Consider the following 14,257-nt stretch of genomic DNA (forward strand, 5'->3'; position numbering starts at 1 on the left):
CTCCATGCGAGGGCCGCGTGCGGCCGGTGTCGGGAACAGGCGGGGCCCGTCAGGGCCGCTCCGCCTTCTGTCTCAAGGGGCGCATTACTCCGCCGCGATGGCGCTGGCGCCGTTCAGCTGAGCGAGGATTGCATCGGCGCAGTCGCGCCCGTCGCGGATCGCCCAGACGACGAGGCTGGCACCGCGCACGATGTCACCCACCGCGTAGACGCCATCGAGGCTAGTCTTGCCGGTGGTGAAATCGGCCTTCACGGTGCCCCAGCGGGTCACTTCCAGCTCTGGCTGATCCCAGAGCGTGGGCAGCGCCTCGGGCTCGAAACCCAGCGCCTTGATCACCAGATCCGCAGGCTCGTCGTAATCCGATCCCTCGATCACCTCGGGGCTCTGACGGCCCGTGGCATCCGGCGCGCCGAGGCGCATCTTCTCGACGATCACGGCATTGACCGGCTCGCCCTTGAAGCCCTTGGGCGCGGTCAGCCACTCGAACTGCACGCCCTCTTCCTCGGCGTTCTGCACCTCGCGCTGCGAGCCCGGCATGTTCGCGCGGTCGCGGCGATAGAGGCACTTCACGCTGGTCGCACCCTGGCGGATCGCGGTGCGCACGCAATCCATCGCGGTATCGCCGCCGCCGATCACGACGACGCGCTTGCCTTCAGCGTTCAGCTCACCCGATTCGAACTCGGGCACGGCATCGCCGAAGCTCTTGCGATTGGACGCGGTCAGGAAGTCGATCGCGCGCACGATGCCGTCGGCGCCCGAGCCCGGGCCCTGCAGATCGCGCGTCTTGTAGACACCGGTCGCGATGATGACCGCGTCATGCTTTTCGTGGATTTCGGCGAAGGTGATGTCCTCGCCCACGTTGCAATTCAGAACGAACTCAACGCCCGCGCGCTCGAGCTGTTCGTTGCGGCGCATGACCACGTCCTTCTCGAGCTTGAAGCCCGGAATACCATAGGTCAGCAGCCCGCCCGAGCGGTCGTAGCGATCATAGATCGTGACCTGCACGCCCGCGCGTCGCAGCACATCCGCTGCCGCCAGACCACCGGGGCCCGCGCCGATGATGCCGACGCTCTCAGCGCGCTCCTCGGCGGGCACGATGTCCTTGACCCAGCCTTCTTCCCAGGCCGTGTCGGTGATGTACTTTTCCACCGCGCCGATGGTGACGGTGCCGTGGCCCGATTGCTCGATCACGCAATTGCCTTCGCAGAGACGGTCCTGCGGGCAGATGCGGCCGCAGATTTCCGGGAAGGTGTTGGTGGCCTGGCTGACCTCATAGGCCTCCTGCAGGCGACCCTCGGCTGTCAGGCGCAGCCAGTCGGGGATGTTGTTGTGCAAGGGGCAATGTGACTGGCAGTAGGGCACGCCGCATTGCGAGCAGCGGCTGGCCTGCTCGGCCGCCTTCTCCTCGGCGAACTCGCCATAGATTTCCTGAAAGTCCCGGCGGCGCTCTTCCGCGGTACGTTTATCGGGCATGTCCCGGTCAACGGACACGAACTTCAGCATCGGCTGTTTCGCCATGAATCTTCCCTCGAATTCTAGGTGTTCCCGTCTGATATACAGCACGCGCGGAAAATAAAAGTCAGCAAAGCTGTCCTATATCGAAGAAATTTGCCTGCAAAGGCAACTGCGTCATGCTGTCCTGCAGAAAATTAGGTCCGCTTTGCGACCCATATTCCCGCTTCCCTCTGAGAATCAGCGCTTTATAGCAGGATACGTCCCTTCTCCCTTTTCGCGGTGACACCTTCATGACGCTCTTCCACCTGCTCATTCTGGCGCTCATCCAGGGCATCACCGAGTTTCTTCCGGTCTCCTCCTCGGGACATCTGATCCTTTTGCCGCAGGTGACGGGCGCTGCGGATCAGGGTCTTGCGCTGGATGTCGCGGTGCATGTGGGCACGCTCTTCGCGGTCATCCTCTATTTCTGGGCGGATGTGCGCGTGGCCCTTGGCGGCACGCTGCGGCTCCTGCGCGGCAAGATCGACACGCCGGGCGCGTTCCTCGCCCTCTGCCTGCTGATCGCGACGATCCCCGTCATGGCGGCGGGGCTGGCGCTGCGGCTCACCGGCCTTGATGAGATGATGCGCTCCGTCGCTGTCATCGGCTGGGCGATGATCATCTTCGGCGTGGTTCTGTACTGGGCCGACAAGACCGGCGGCGAGACGCGGCAGGCGGGCGGATGGACGCTGAAGCATGCCGCGATCATGGGGTTGTGGCAGGTGCTGGCGCTCATTCCCGGCACGTCCCGGTCAGGCATCACGATCACCGGCGGGCGGCAACTGGGCTATGACCGGCATTCGGCGGCGAAACTCGCGATGCTGATGTCGATCCCGACGATCCTGGCCTCGGGCGGGCTTCTGGGGCTTGAGGCCGTCACCGGCACCGAAGCGCTGCCGCTCCGCGATTGCGCCATCGGGGCGGCCATGGCCTTCGTCGCGGCGCTGGCGGCCCTTGCGCTGATGATGCGGCTCCTGCGCTCTGTCAGCTTCACGCCTTACGTGATCTACCGGCTGATCCTCGGCGCGGCCCTTCTGGTCTATGCCTATGCGTGATGCGCGGCGCGGCTGTCCCCTGGCGCCTCATCGCGGTCGAACATGCCGTAATCGCGCAGGACGTGGCACACCTTGAGCCGGTAATCGGCAAAGATGCCCTTGCGCCCCTTGGACTGTGCCCCCCGATGCGCGGCGAGCTGGCGCCAGCGCTGCACTGCGTCCTCATCCTCGAAGAACGAGATCGACAGCAGCTTCTCGGGATTGGTCAGGCTCTGGAACCGCTCCACGCTGATGAAGCCCTCGATGTCGTGAACCATGGGCCGCATCTCGGCCGCAATATCGAGATAGGCGTCCTTCTTCCCCTCTGCGGGGATCACTTCGAAGATGATCGCGATCATGTTGGCCCTCCCTTCCTCTGCGCGTGATAGGACAAACCGGCACTCGGGAAAAGCGGCGCGGTCCTCGCCGCGAATGGGGTCTCCGCCTCGTGCCCGTCCGGCCCGGCCAACCGGATCAGACCGCCGCGCGTCCTTCCTCCGCTTCCTCGGGCGCGATCCCGGAGATATCCCGCAGCTTTGCAAGCTCCCGTTCGGGCAACCCGGCATTCATGGAGCGTTGCAGCGCGTCGCGCGCCATGTCGCGGCCTATTTCGTCATAGGTCTGCGGATGCAGGTTGCGCAGGGCCGACAGCGCCCCATGCAGGCCCATCTGCACCTCGATGAAGCCCGCCCCGTCGCGGGCGATCGGGCGGAAGCCGTCTTCGATCAGATCGGCAGCCCGAAGGGTGGGCACGATCACGTTGGGGTAATCGACCTCGGGCGTCACATCGGAATGCCACTGGGACAGCACCCGCACGAGATGGCCAATCACCCAGATCGCGGTGCCCGGATCGTTGACGGCGGGCGACAGGGCCCGCGATGCGATCTCGGCCAGCACCACGATGCCGTAGCGCGGGTCCTGATCGAAGTCGCGGCGGCGTCCGATGGTGATGGTTGCGCGCAGCGCCGTCAGTTGCGCCTCGCTGGGTGGTCCACCCTCCACCGAGAGGATCGGCGTCGTGCGGTGGGCAAAGCTGCCCGGTAGCACCAGAAGCCGGACGCGCGCCTTCATGGCCTCGGCGCATTTGGACAATTCCTGCATGTCGACATGCTGCACATGGCCGATGGCCTCCGGAAAGACCTTCTTCTCGCCCGGCGATGGCGGGCCGGTCTGCGGCGTGCCCCCGAGCCAGGGCCGCGCCATGCGTTTCTTGATCGCGTTGTCCGCCGCCGCCTCCACCCGGTCGAGCGTGTCCTCGATCCGCCCGAAGCTCATCAGGTGACTGATCCAGCGCAGCAACGCGACAACCACGAAGATGATGACGCCCACGGTCGCGATATAAAGGACGAGCAACCCCGCCTCGCTGTAATAGCCCGCCTTGAGCGCGATGATCCCGAGAAGGCTGAACAGGAACGTGCCCAGAAAGGTCGCGAGCACGTTTTGCGTCGTCGGGTCTTCCTGCAACAGCGCCGTCGCGCGCGGCGTGGCCGAGCCTGCGGCCGCGGCAAAGGCCGAGACCGCGATGGACAGCGAAAACGTCGTCACCGCCAGCATCGAGGAGGTCAGGATCCCCAGAACCTGATCGACCGCGTCGGGGCCGACCTGATCGGTCCACGCCTCCGGTATGACATCGCCCAGAAGCTGCGCCGCGATCAGCGTCACGATCGCAAGCACCGCGAAGCTGACCACGCGGACCCAGATCTTGCGAAGCTGCTGCACGAGCAACCACAGGTATTTCGACGAGATCATAGGGTCAGTTCCATTCCGTTCTTGCCGATGTCGAAATCCACGTCCGCTTTCGATGCGCGGCCCGCATCGCCCGAAACCCCGCCCTCGGCGCGCAGCATCCGGACCTTGTGTAGGAGGTTCACAAGTGGACTGACCCGATCACCTTTCAAGCGCGCCGCCGGGACGCGCCGGGGCGTCTCACCCATCATCGCAGCCGTCATGGGGCCGCAAAGGCAAGCATGCAACCGACCACGGAGGCGCCGCTGCCTGCACCGCGACCATTCCATCTTGCGCCGCGAAAATTCCGGGGCGCCGCAATGATCTTAACCTGATCCGCGCCGCTCTGTCTGCCGTCCTGTCTCTGGCGGCGGTGTCAGCAAGGGCCGCAGCAGCGCCACCGGATGCCGCCTGAGCGTGAGGCGCATCGCGACGTAATCCTCCACGATCTCCTCGCCCTCGCTCATCTGCGGCAGGTGGGCGGCAGGCTCGACGATGCCTTCGCCCTCCATGTCGCCCGCAAAAAGCGGCAGCGGCTTGTCGCCCGCCAGCGCCTTGGCCTCCCACAGCGCCTCCCGCCGGGTAAGGCCCAATGCCGCGAACACGTCGGCCTCGGCCAGCCGCGCCACGACCCGCGGCCCGATCCCCGCGCGCCGCCAGACATCGCGGACCGAGCGATAGCCGTTGCCGCGCGCGGCACACATCCAGGCCGCATCCTCCTCGGACAGCCCCTTGATCTGCCGGAACCCCAACCGCAGCGCGAGCCCGCCCCGCCCGTCCGGCTCCATCACGTTGTCCCAATAGCTTTCGTTGATGTCGATGGGCCGCACCTCGACGCCGTGTTCCCGCGCATCCCGCACGATCTGTGCCGGCGCATAGAACCCCATGGGCTGCGCGTTCAGAAGCGAACAGGCGAAGATGCCGGGATGGTGGCACTTGATCCAGGCCGAGGCATAGACCAAGAGCGCGAAGCTCGCCGCGTGGCTTTCGGGGAAGCCGTAGGAGCCAAAGCCCTCGATCTGGCTGAAACACCGCTCCGCGAATTCCGCGTCATAGCCGTTCTTGCGCATGCCGCGCAGGAACCGGTCGCGCATCTCCGACACGTTGCCGTTCTTCTTGAACGTGGCCAGCGCGCGGCGCAGGCGGTCGGCCTCGGACGGCGAGAAGCCCGCGCCGATGATGGCGATCTGCATAGCCTGCTCCTGGAACAGCGGCACGCCCAGCGTCTTGCCCAGAACCTCGCCCAGCGCGTCCGAGGGGAAATGCACCTCCTCCTCGCCGTTGCGCCGCCGGATATAGGGATGCACCATGTCGCCCTGGATGGGGCCGGGCCGGATGATCGCCACCTCGATCACCAGATCGTAGAAGCTGCGCGGACGCATGCGCGGCAGGAAGTTCATCTGCGCGCGGCTCTCCACCTGGAAGACGCCGATGCTGTCGGCCCGGCAGAGCATGTCGTAGACCTTCGGATCCTCGGGCGGCAGCGTCGCGAGGCTGTGCCGCTCGCCGTGATGCTGGCGCAAAAGATCGAAGGCCTTGCGGATGCAGGTCAGCATGCCAAGGCTCAGCACATCGACCTTCAGGATGCCCAAAGTGTCGATATCGTCCTTGTCCCAGCAGATCACCGTGCGCTCTTCCATCGAGGCATTCTCGATGGGCACCAGCTCATCAAGCCGCCCTTCGGTGACGATGAACCCGCCCACATGCTGGCTCAGGTGCCGCGGGAAGCCGATGATCTCGAAAATGAGCTCCATGGTCAGGCGCAGCCGCGCGTCGTTCGGATCAAGCCCGATCTCGCGCATGCGGTCCGCCTCCAGCCCGTTGGTGGAGAAGAACCCCCAAAGCTGCGAGGAGAGCGCGCCGATCGTGTCCTCGGACAGGCCCATCGCCTTGCCCACCTCGCGCACCGCCCGCTTGCCGCGATAATGGATGACCGTGGCACACAGCCCCGCGCGGTGCCGCCCGTAGCGCGCATAGATGTGCTGGATCACCTCCTCGCGGCGCTCATGTTCGAAATCGACGTCGATATCGGGCGGCTCGTCGCGCGCCTCGGAGACGAACCGCTCGAAGACCATCGTGCCGATCTCGGGGCTGACGGAGGTCACGCCAAGGCAGTAGCACACCACCGAATTGGCCGCCGATCCACGCCCCTGGCAAAGGATTCCGCGTTCGCGGGCGAAGGCCACGATATCGCGCACGGTCAGGAAATAGGGCGCGTAGGACAGCTGCGCGATAAGCGCCAGCTCATGTTCCAGCAGCCCACGCACCTTCTCGGGCGCGCCCATCGGGTAGCGCCAGTCGAGCCCTTCGCGCGCCAGCCGGGCAAGCCGCTGATCGGCGGTCTCGTCGCCCGTGATCTCCGACGGATACTCGTATTTGAGCGTGCCCAGATCGAAGGTGCAGCGCGCGGCCAGCGCCGCGGCCCGGTCCAGCGCATCTTCGTGACGGCCCAGGATGCGCCGCATCTCGGGGCCCGAGCGCAATCGCTGTTCGCCATTGGCCAGCGCCGCCCGGCCCAGATCGTCGACCCGGCAACCGAGCCGCACCGCACTCAGCACATCGGCCATCTTGCGCCGCCGCCCGTGATGCATGAGCGGCCGCGCGGTCGCCACCGTCTCGATGCCAAGCTGCACGGCCAGTCGCGCCAAGCGGTTGAAGCGCGCCGCATCGCCGCCGTCATAGCGCGGGCTGAGCGCCAGATGCACCTGGCAGGGGAACCGCGCGACCAGCCTGCGCGCCTGCGGCGTCCAGCGCGCCGCGTCGTCGGGCTCGGGCCCCGACAGGATCAGCTCCAGCCCCTCGGCATCCTCGATCAGGTCGTCGAGCCGCAGGTCGCAATCGCCCTTGGGCGCCCTGAGCCGCCCCTTCGACAACAGCCGACACAGCCGCGCCCAGCCCGTCCGCGTGGCCGCGAGTGCCGTGATCTCCACCCCTTCCGCGAAGGTCAGCCGCGCCGCCGGGATCAGCCGCGGCACGTTGGCGATGGCCAGTGACGGCGCGCGCGGGGCGCCCTCTGGCGCGGGCGGGCCGATGGGACCATTCGCCGCCTCGGCCTCCGCGCGTTCCCCGACCACACGGGCGATCTCCTTTGCGCGCTGATAGGCCCGCACGATCCCCGCGACCGAGTTCTCATCGGCCACGGCAATCGCGTCGAGCCCCGACAGCGCGGCCCGCTCCATGAACTCCTCGGGGTGCGACGCGCCCCGCAGGAAGGTGAAATTCGACGTGATGCTGAGTTCGACGGACATGCCACAAAGGGGAATCGGGGATGGGCGCCCAGTATGTTCTATTTTTGTTCTCTTGTTGAGTCCCCGATCCGCCCCCGCGACATCAGCGCGCGCGGAAGGCAGGCAGCGTATCACCATCCTCGGGCGTGGCCTCCCAGACGGCGCGCGCGATGGCGCGAGCCATGCAGATCGCCCCTGCATGCCCCAGACCCGCCAGTTCCATGCCGGGCGCGTCAAGCGTCCGCGCGCCTGTCGCGGCGGCGAAGATCAGATCGCCGTCCATCGGCGAATGCGCGGGCTGGATGGCGCGGCCAATCCCGTCATGCGCGGCCACCGCCATCCGGTGACACTGCCCCTTGTCGAGCGCGGCATCGGTGGCGACGATCCCGATCGTGGTGTTGCCGAGCGCGGCCATCGCGGCGAGCTTCTTCGAGGCGGGCAGCGGCTGCAGCCCATGCGCCAGGTCCGGCCCCAGCCCGCCGAATTCATCGTCGACCTCGTAAGGCGCCGCCCAGAAATGCCGCCCCGAGGGCGTCGTGACGCAGCCCATCGGATTGACCGCCACCAGCGCGCCCACGGTCACGCCCGAGGGCAGCACCAGCGAGGCCGAGCCAAGCCCGCCTTTCACCTGCGCCGTCTGCGCGCCGGTCCCGGCGCCACAGGATCCCAGCGAAAAGTCCGCGCACGCGGCGCTGAGCGCGGACCGGCCCAGCGCGGGATAGGGGTTCTCGCCCCATTCCTTGTCACCGCCATTCAAGAGATCGAACAGAATCGCCGCAGGCACGATGGGCACCCGCGCCGACAGGACGGGAAAGCCGCGCCCCGCCTCAGCCAGCGCATCCATCACCCCCTGCGCCGCGGCGAGGCCGAAGGCCGATCCGCCCGACAGGACCAGCGCGTCGGCGCCGGGTGCGGTCTTGTCGGGTGCCAGAAGGTCCGTCTCCCGCGTGCCGGGCGCGCCGCCCATCACCGCGACCGACGCCGTGAACGGCGCGTCGCCCACGAGAACGGTCGTGCCGGATTTCAGTGCCCGGTCCTCCGCATGGCCGACGCGCAGCCCCGCCACGTCGGTAATCAGGTTGCGCGCACCGGGACGCATCGGATCTTGATCGCTCATGAGGCCCCTCGGGTTGGCTCGGCTTCGGAAAATGTCTCGGGCAGGACGGGGGCCGCGTCGATCAGCGCGCGCGTATAGGCATGGCGCGGCCGGGTCAGCACGTCTTCGGTGGGCCCTTCCTCGACGATCCGGCCCGCTTTCAGGACCAGCACCCGGCTGGTGATCCCGCGCACCACGGACAGATCGTGGCTGATGAAGAGATAGGCCAGATTGTACCGTTCGGAGAGATCCGCGATCAGGTCGAGGATCCGCGCCCGCACCCGCACATCGAGCGCGGAGACCGCCTCGTCGAAAATGATGAATTCGGGTTTGGTGATGAGCGCGCGCGCGATGGCGATCCGTTGGCGCTGCCCGCCCGAAAAGGCGTGAATATGCCGATGCGCATCCTCGGGCGACAGGCCCACCGCGCGCAGCGCCTCCGCGATGGCGGCCTGCCGTTCGGCACCGCGCGGCGGATCGGCCATGAGGTGAAATGGCTCCGTGATCAGTCGCGAGACCCGGTGGCGCGGATTGAACGAGCCGTAAGGATCCTGGAAGACGACCTGCATCTTGGCCTGCGCGGCAGACGGCGTGCGCCCTGGCGCGATCGTGATGCCGTCCAGCGTCACCAGCCCCGCGCGAGCGGCCTCCAGCCCGAGGATCGCCCGGGTCAGGGTGGATTTGCCGGACCCCGATTCCCCCACGAGCCCCACCCGTTCCCCCGACCGGATCGAGAAGGTCACGTCGCGCAGCGCATCGAAATGCGGGCGCGTGCCGAAAAGGCGCCTGCGCGGCAGGGCGAAGCTCTGGCTGACGCCCGCAACCTCGAGGAGCGGCGTATCGGCCTTGCGCGGCATCAGATGCGCGCGGTGGCGCGAGGCGGCAAAAAGCGCGCGGGTATAGTCATGCGCCTGCGCCCTGAAGACCTCCGCCGTGGGGCCCGACTCGACGATCCGGCCCTTGTTCATCACCGCGATCCGGTCGGCCAGCCCGTGGACCACGGCCAGATCGTGGGTGATGAGCAGAAGCGCCATACCGTCCTCGCGGGCGAGGCTTTTGAGGAGACCCAGAATACGCGCCTGCGTGGTGACATCGAGGGCCGTGGTCGGCTCGTCCGCGATCAGAAGCTTTGGCCGCAAGGCGGTCGCCATGGCGATGACCACGCGCTGACGCTGCCCGCCGGACAATTCGTGCGGGTAGCGCGTGAGCGGGATTTCCTCGAGTCCCACGCGGTCGAGCGCGGCGCGGGCCACCTCCTCCGCCCGGGCGGGCGTCGTCGCCTGATGCAGACGCACGGTCTCGGCCACCTGCCGCCCGATGCTTTGAACGGGGTTGAGCGCGGTCATCGGCTCCTGGAAGACCATCCCCATCTCGGCCCCGCGCCAGGCGCAGAGGGCAGGCTCCGACAGCGCCATCAGGTCCTGGCTATTCAGCCGAACGGCGCCTTCTGCCTCCGCCGCGCGCGGCAAGAGCCCCATCGCCGCCAGCGCCGTCATCGACTTGCCCGACCCGCTTTCACCGGTCAGCGCGACGATCTCGCCCGCGCCGATGGAGAAGGACACATCCTCTACCACGGCCGCATCGCCGAAGCGCACGCTCAACCCTGCGACCTCCAGCACGCTCATGCCCGCACCGTCTTCAGGCGGGGATCGAGCGCATCGCGCAGCCCGTCGCCCAGAAGGTTCAGCCCCAGAACCGTCCCCACGATGGCGAGCCCTGGCATCAGCGCCACATGCGGCGCCAGCGCCACCATGGTCTGCGCATCCGCCAGCATCCGCCCCCAGGACGGCACCGGCGGCTGCGCGCCAAGGCCCACATAGCTCAGCCCCGCCTCCGCGAGGATCCCCAGCGAGAACTGGATCGTCCCCTGCACGATCAGGAGGTTCACCACGTTGGGCAGGATATGCTCGACCGAGATGCGCGCGCGTCCCTTGCCCGCGACGCGCGCCGCCATGATGAATTCCCGCGCCCAGATCGACAGCGCGGCACCGCGTGTGAGCCGCGCGAAGACCGGGATGTTGAAGATGCCGATGGCGATGATCGCATTCACCGCCGAAGGCCCCGCAATGGCGGTGATCAGGATCGCGATGACAAGGCTCGGGAAGGCGAAGACCAGATCGTTGCCGCGCATGATGACCTCGTCGAGCCAGCCACCATGACGCGCGGCTGCCGCGAGCCCCAGCGGCACGCCCACGCCCATGCCGATGCCGACGGCTACGAGTGCCACCGCAATGGAGGTGCGCGCACCCACCATCAGCATCGACAGGATATCGCGTCCGAAATGATCGGTGCCCAGAAGATGCGCGGCCGAGGGCGGCTGCAGCCGGTTCGGGATCGCCATGCCGTCGACCGCGTAGGGCGTCCAGACAAAGGACAGCCCAGCGCCCAGCAGCACAATCGCCGATAGCACAGCGCCGATGACAAGCGTACGGCTCATGCCCGCCGCCTCAACCGCGGATCGACCGCCGCATAGGCCAGATCGGTCAGGAAGGTCACGACGATCACCGCAAAGACCAGGAGCATCACCACCGACTCGACCACGATCAGATCCCGCTGCGAAATCGCCTGGAAGATCAGCCGCCCGAGCCCCGGCAGGAAGAAGACCTGTTCGATGATGATTGCGCCTGCGAGGAGGAAGGAAAACTGCAGCCCGATGATGGTCAGCACGGGGATCAGCGCGTTCCTGAGCCCGTGCCGCCAGAGCGCCTGGCCGCGCGTCAGGCCCTTGGCGCGCGCGGTGCGCATGAAATCCTCGCCCAGAATGTCAATGAGCGCGGAGCGCATGACCCGCGCGAGGATCGCGGCTTGCGGCAGGGCCAGCGCCACGGCAGGCAAGGTCAGCGCCTTGATCGCCGCCAAGGGATCGGACCAACCCGGAAAGCCGCCCGCTGAAAACCAGCCGAGATTGATCGCGAAGAACAGCACCAGGAGCATCGCGAACCAGAAGTTGGGCACCGCGATGCCGAGCTGCGTCGCCCCCATCAACGCCATGTCACCGGGCGCCCCCCGGCGCGAAGCGGCGTACAATCCTGCCGGAAAAGCCAGAGCGGTCGACAGCAAAAGCGCATAAAGCGCCAGCGGCAACGAGATCCAGAGCCGGTCCGCGACCATCTCCGCAACGGGCGTGCGATAGGTGTAGGAGGTGCCGAAATCGCCCGTCACCATGCCGCCCAGCCAATCCACGTAGCGCTGCCATTTCGGCACATCGAGGCCCAGCTCGGTGCGCAAGGCCGCCACCGTATCGGGCTGCGCATTGATGCCCAGCATGAAGCTCGCCGGATCGCCGGGTGCCACCTCGACCACCAGAAAGATGACGAGCGAGGCCACCAGCAGGGACAGGCCAAGCGAGATCAATCGGCGGAGGGCGTAGCGCAGCATGTGGGCCACGGTAGGGCGCGCGATCCCGGCGGTCCAGCGCCGACATGCCCCCGGCGCAGGGCAGTCCGCGGGATGCGGCCCCGCGGCGTCAATACAGCGCCGCGACCTCGTACATGACCGGCTCGAACCGGCTGCACAAAGCGGCGATCTCGCGGTTGCGGCGGCGCATCTCGTCCGAGCGCAGCATCGCCTTGAAATCGTCCCGGCTGCGCCATTGCGAGTAATTGGCAATCCGCGTCTCGGCGTCGTTCACATGCAGACCCGCCGCGAGGAACCCCGGCTGGTCCGAGATGAACTCCGCATAGGCCGCCTGCAACAGCGCCAAGAGATCCCCGCAGGTGCCGGGCGAGCATTCGAACGTGGTGATGACCGTCTGATGCTGGGTGTCGGTCCGGATATCGAGCATGGCAAATCCTCCCGGACGCAGCATAGCACGAAACTCACGCCCGCACGCGTCCTGTAGCCCGCTTTCTGCGCATGGGACGCGGCCGGAAGCGCCGGATCCTGCCGGTTCACAAGGGTGCACATGCAAGAACGGGCCACGGGGCCGCATTACCGCCGGGCGATCACAGCGCCGCCCGGCGATAAGAGGTTAACTATCTGTTAATACATTACCTTTCGCATGCGAAAGGTTCGGGCCCGGCGCGTCACTCGGTCCAGGACACCCCCGCCAGCGGGTTCGCCTGCGTCGGCTGGTTTTCCCACAGACCCGTCAACCGCGCATCGGCCACGGTGGGATAGGCCAGCTGGAACAGATAGGCGTTGACGAAATCCTCCGAGATCGTGGTCTGCGCCGTGGCGATCATCTCGGAGCGCGTGGCGGGATCGGTGGTGGCCGTCAGCTCTTCCATCAAGGACTGGAACTCGGGATTGTCGTACTGGAAATAGTAATCCGGCCGCGCATAGATGCCGATATCGAAGGGCTCGGTATGGCTGACGATGGTCAGGCCGAAATCCTTGCCCCGGAAGACTTCCTCGAGCCACTGCGCCCATTCGAGATTGGTGATCTGCGTCTCGATCCCGACCTCCCGCAACTGCGCTGCGATGATCTCTCCGCCGCGCCGGGCATAGGACGGGGGCGGCAGTTTCAGCGTCGTGGTGATCCCCTCGCCATGGCCCGCATCGGCCAGAAGCTGGCGCGCGAGGTCCGGGTCATAAGCAGACAGGCCCGTGAGATCGACGTAATCGGGATTGTGCGGGGCGAAATGCGTGCCGATGGGCGTGCCCTGCCCGAACATCGCCCCATCGATGATCGCCTGACGGTCGATGGCATGGGCCACCGCTTCGCGCACCTCCGGGTCGTCGAAGGGCGGCTCTGCGTTGTTCATCGCTAGGATCGTCTCGCCCTCGGTGGAGCCCACGATGACCTGGAAGCGCGGATCGACCTCGAATTGCGGCAGGTTCTCGGGCGCGGGGTAGCCCGCGAAGGCGTCGATATCCTGCGCCATCATCGCGGCAAAGGCCGCCGTCGGATCGGAGATGAACTTGAACGTCGCGGTCTCCAGCGCCGGGGCCTCGCCCCAATACTCCGCATTGCGCGCAAGCTCGATCCGGTCGCCCTGCACCCATTCGGTGAAGGTGAAGGGCCCGGTGCCGATGGGCGTCTGCTTGATCCCTTCGATGGTTTCGGGTGCGACGATCACCGCATCGCCCCAGGCCATGTTGAACAGGAAATTTCCGTCGGGCTGCGAAAGCGTCACCTCGACGGTTTGCGGATCGACCACCGTGACCTCCGCGATGCCCTCGAACAAAGCCTTCTGCGCGTTCACGCTGTCCTCGGCCCGCGCGCGGTCGAGCGAGAATTTCACATCCTCCGCATCCATCGCGGAGCCGTCATGGAAGGTTACGCCCTCGCGCAGGGTGAAGGTGTAGACCGTGCCGTCCTCCGAGATCTCCCAGCTTTCCGCCAGCGCGGGCTCGACACTGCCATCGGCGGCAAAGCGCGTGAGCCCCTCGAAGACGTTGGAATAGAGCACGCTGTCGATGGCGCCCGCCGCTGCCGAGGTCGGGTCAAGATGCGGCGGCTCGAGCTGCAACGCGAGCGTCAGGTCGGTCTGTTGCGCAAGCGCGGGGCTCGCGCAAAGCGCAAGCGCGGTCAGGGTACGACGGAACATAAAACAGGCCCTCCTTGGCGGTTCGGACCAGTGTCGGGCGGATCGAAGTCGGGATCAAGGTTGTTGGAAAGCGCGCCTCGAACCAGGGGCATCAACGAAAGAGCGCGGCCCAGAAGGCGTGCGCAGCCCTGAGCCCCGTGGCCGGACCGGGCTGTCCACCAAGTCGGACATCCGCAAGGCCGCCAGAAC

12 protein-coding genes are annotated in these 14,257 nt (G+C 66.9%); 1 reads left to right on the plus strand and 11 read right to left on the minus strand.

The features are described 5' to 3' along the window. Window positions 1–84 precede the first annotated feature (84 nt). Window positions 85–1,518: an NAD(P)-dependent oxidoreductase gene (locus FIV09_RS15955; RefSeq protein ID WP_152451455.1), complete on the minus strand. Its 1,434-nt coding sequence runs from the start codon at window positions 1,516–1,518 to the stop codon at window positions 85–87. A gap of 227 nt (window positions 1,519–1,745) precedes the next feature. Between FIV09_RS15955 and FIV09_RS15960 the strand changes: the two genes are divergently transcribed. Then, on the plus strand, window positions 1,746–2,549 hold the full coding sequence (locus tag FIV09_RS15960) for an undecaprenyl-diphosphate phosphatase (protein WP_152451457.1): 804 nt from the start codon (window positions 1,746–1,748) through the stop codon (window positions 2,547–2,549). On the opposite strand, the gene FIV09_RS15965 is transcribed toward FIV09_RS15960, so the two are convergent. The 10 genes from FIV09_RS15965 to FIV09_RS16010 all read right to left on the minus strand — a co-directional run bounded on the left by FIV09_RS15965 (window position 2,540) and on the right by FIV09_RS16010 (window position 14,068). Continuing rightward, a complete protein-coding gene (locus tag FIV09_RS15965; RefSeq protein WP_152451459.1) occupies window positions 2,540–2,887 on the minus strand; it encodes an antibiotic biosynthesis monooxygenase in 348 nt (115 codons plus the stop codon). The two genes, FIV09_RS15960 and FIV09_RS15965, sit on opposite strands and share 10 nt — an antisense overlap. 115 nt (window positions 2,888–3,002) lie before the next feature. Next, window positions 3,003–4,277 (minus strand): DUF2254 domain-containing protein, encoded by a 1,275-nt coding sequence (locus FIV09_RS15970; protein ID WP_152451460.1) that lies wholly within the window; start codon window positions 4,275–4,277, stop codon window positions 3,003–3,005. After that, a complete protein-coding gene (locus tag FIV09_RS15975; RefSeq protein ID WP_152455836.1) occupies window positions 4,274–4,462 on the minus strand; it encodes a hypothetical protein in 189 nt (62 codons plus the stop codon). The genes FIV09_RS15970 and FIV09_RS15975 overlap by 4 nt, the downstream gene beginning before the upstream one ends. Before the next feature lie 117 nt (window positions 4,463–4,579). Continuing rightward, window positions 4,580–7,501: an error-prone DNA polymerase gene (locus tag FIV09_RS15980; protein WP_152451465.1), complete on the minus strand. Its 2,922-nt coding sequence runs from the start codon at window positions 7,499–7,501 to the stop codon at window positions 4,580–4,582. A gap of 82 nt (window positions 7,502–7,583) precedes the next feature. Further along, complete coding sequence (locus FIV09_RS15985) at window positions 7,584–8,579, minus strand: P1 family peptidase (protein WP_152452675.1); 996 nt, start codon at window positions 8,577–8,579, stop codon at window positions 7,584–7,586. Window positions 8,580–8,593: 14 nt separating this feature from the next. Further along, complete coding sequence (locus tag FIV09_RS15990) at window positions 8,594–10,201, minus strand: ABC transporter ATP-binding protein (protein WP_152451467.1); 1,608 nt, start codon at window positions 10,199–10,201, stop codon at window positions 8,594–8,596. Beyond that, window positions 10,198–11,013: an ABC transporter permease gene (locus FIV09_RS15995; protein WP_152451469.1), complete on the minus strand. Its 816-nt coding sequence runs from the start codon at window positions 11,011–11,013 to the stop codon at window positions 10,198–10,200. Before FIV09_RS15995 ends, FIV09_RS15990 begins: the two co-directional genes overlap by 4 nt. Next, complete coding sequence (locus tag FIV09_RS16000) at window positions 11,010–11,954, minus strand: ABC transporter permease (protein ID WP_152451471.1); 945 nt, start codon at window positions 11,952–11,954, stop codon at window positions 11,010–11,012. Before FIV09_RS16000 ends, FIV09_RS15995 begins: the two co-directional genes overlap by 4 nt. Before the next feature lie 88 nt (window positions 11,955–12,042). After that, window positions 12,043–12,360: an antibiotic biosynthesis monooxygenase gene (locus tag FIV09_RS16005; protein WP_152451473.1), complete on the minus strand. Its 318-nt coding sequence runs from the start codon at window positions 12,358–12,360 to the stop codon at window positions 12,043–12,045. A 241-nt stretch (window positions 12,361–12,601) separates the two neighbouring features. Beyond that, complete coding sequence (locus FIV09_RS16010; protein ID WP_152451475.1) at window positions 12,602–14,068, minus strand: ABC transporter substrate-binding protein; 1,467 nt, start codon at window positions 14,066–14,068, stop codon at window positions 12,602–12,604. Between the last annotated feature and the right edge of the window lie 189 nt (window positions 14,069–14,257).

Origin of the sequence: Roseivivax sp. THAF197b, from assembly GCF_009363255.1 — a bacterium.
Taxonomy (GTDB): Bacteria; Pseudomonadota; Alphaproteobacteria; order Rhodobacterales; family Rhodobacteraceae; genus Roseivivax.

Coding starts and splice junctions, on each gene's coding strand:
- FIV09_RS15955 (WP_152451455.1), bottom strand. CDS start 1,518: ATGGCGAAACAGCCGATGCTGAAGTTCGTGTCCGTTGACCGGGACATG.
- FIV09_RS15960 (WP_152451457.1), top strand. CDS start 1,746: ATGACGCTCTTCCACCTGCTCATTCTGGCGCTCATCCAGGGCATCACC.
- FIV09_RS15965 (WP_152451459.1), bottom strand. CDS start 2,887: ATGATCGCGATCATCTTCGAAGTGATCCCCGCAGAGGGGAAGAAGGAC.
- FIV09_RS15970 (WP_152451460.1), bottom strand. CDS start 4,277: ATGATCTCGTCGAAATACCTGTGGTTGCTCGTGCAGCAGCTTCGCAAG.
- FIV09_RS15975 (WP_152455836.1), bottom strand. CDS start 4,462: ATGGGTGAGACGCCCCGGCGCGTCCCGGCGGCGCGCTTGAAAGGTGAT.
- FIV09_RS15980 (WP_152451465.1), bottom strand. CDS start 7,501: ATGTCCGTCGAACTCAGCATCACGTCGAATTTCACCTTCCTGCGGGGC.
- FIV09_RS15985 (WP_152452675.1), bottom strand. CDS start 8,579: ATGCGTCCCGGTGCGCGCAACCTGATTACCGACGTGGCGGGGCTGCGC.
- FIV09_RS15990 (WP_152451467.1), bottom strand. CDS start 10,201: ATGAGCGTGCTGGAGGTCGCAGGGTTGAGCGTGCGCTTCGGCGATGCG.
- FIV09_RS15995 (WP_152451469.1), bottom strand. CDS start 11,013: ATGAGCCGTACGCTTGTCATCGGCGCTGTGCTATCGGCGATTGTGCTG.
- FIV09_RS16000 (WP_152451471.1), bottom strand. CDS start 11,954: ATGCTGCGCTACGCCCTCCGCCGATTGATCTCGCTTGGCCTGTCCCTG.
- FIV09_RS16005 (WP_152451473.1), bottom strand. CDS start 12,360: ATGCTCGATATCCGGACCGACACCCAGCATCAGACGGTCATCACCACG.
- FIV09_RS16010 (WP_152451475.1), bottom strand. CDS start 14,068: ATGTTCCGTCGTACCCTGACCGCGCTTGCGCTTTGCGCGAGCCCCGCG.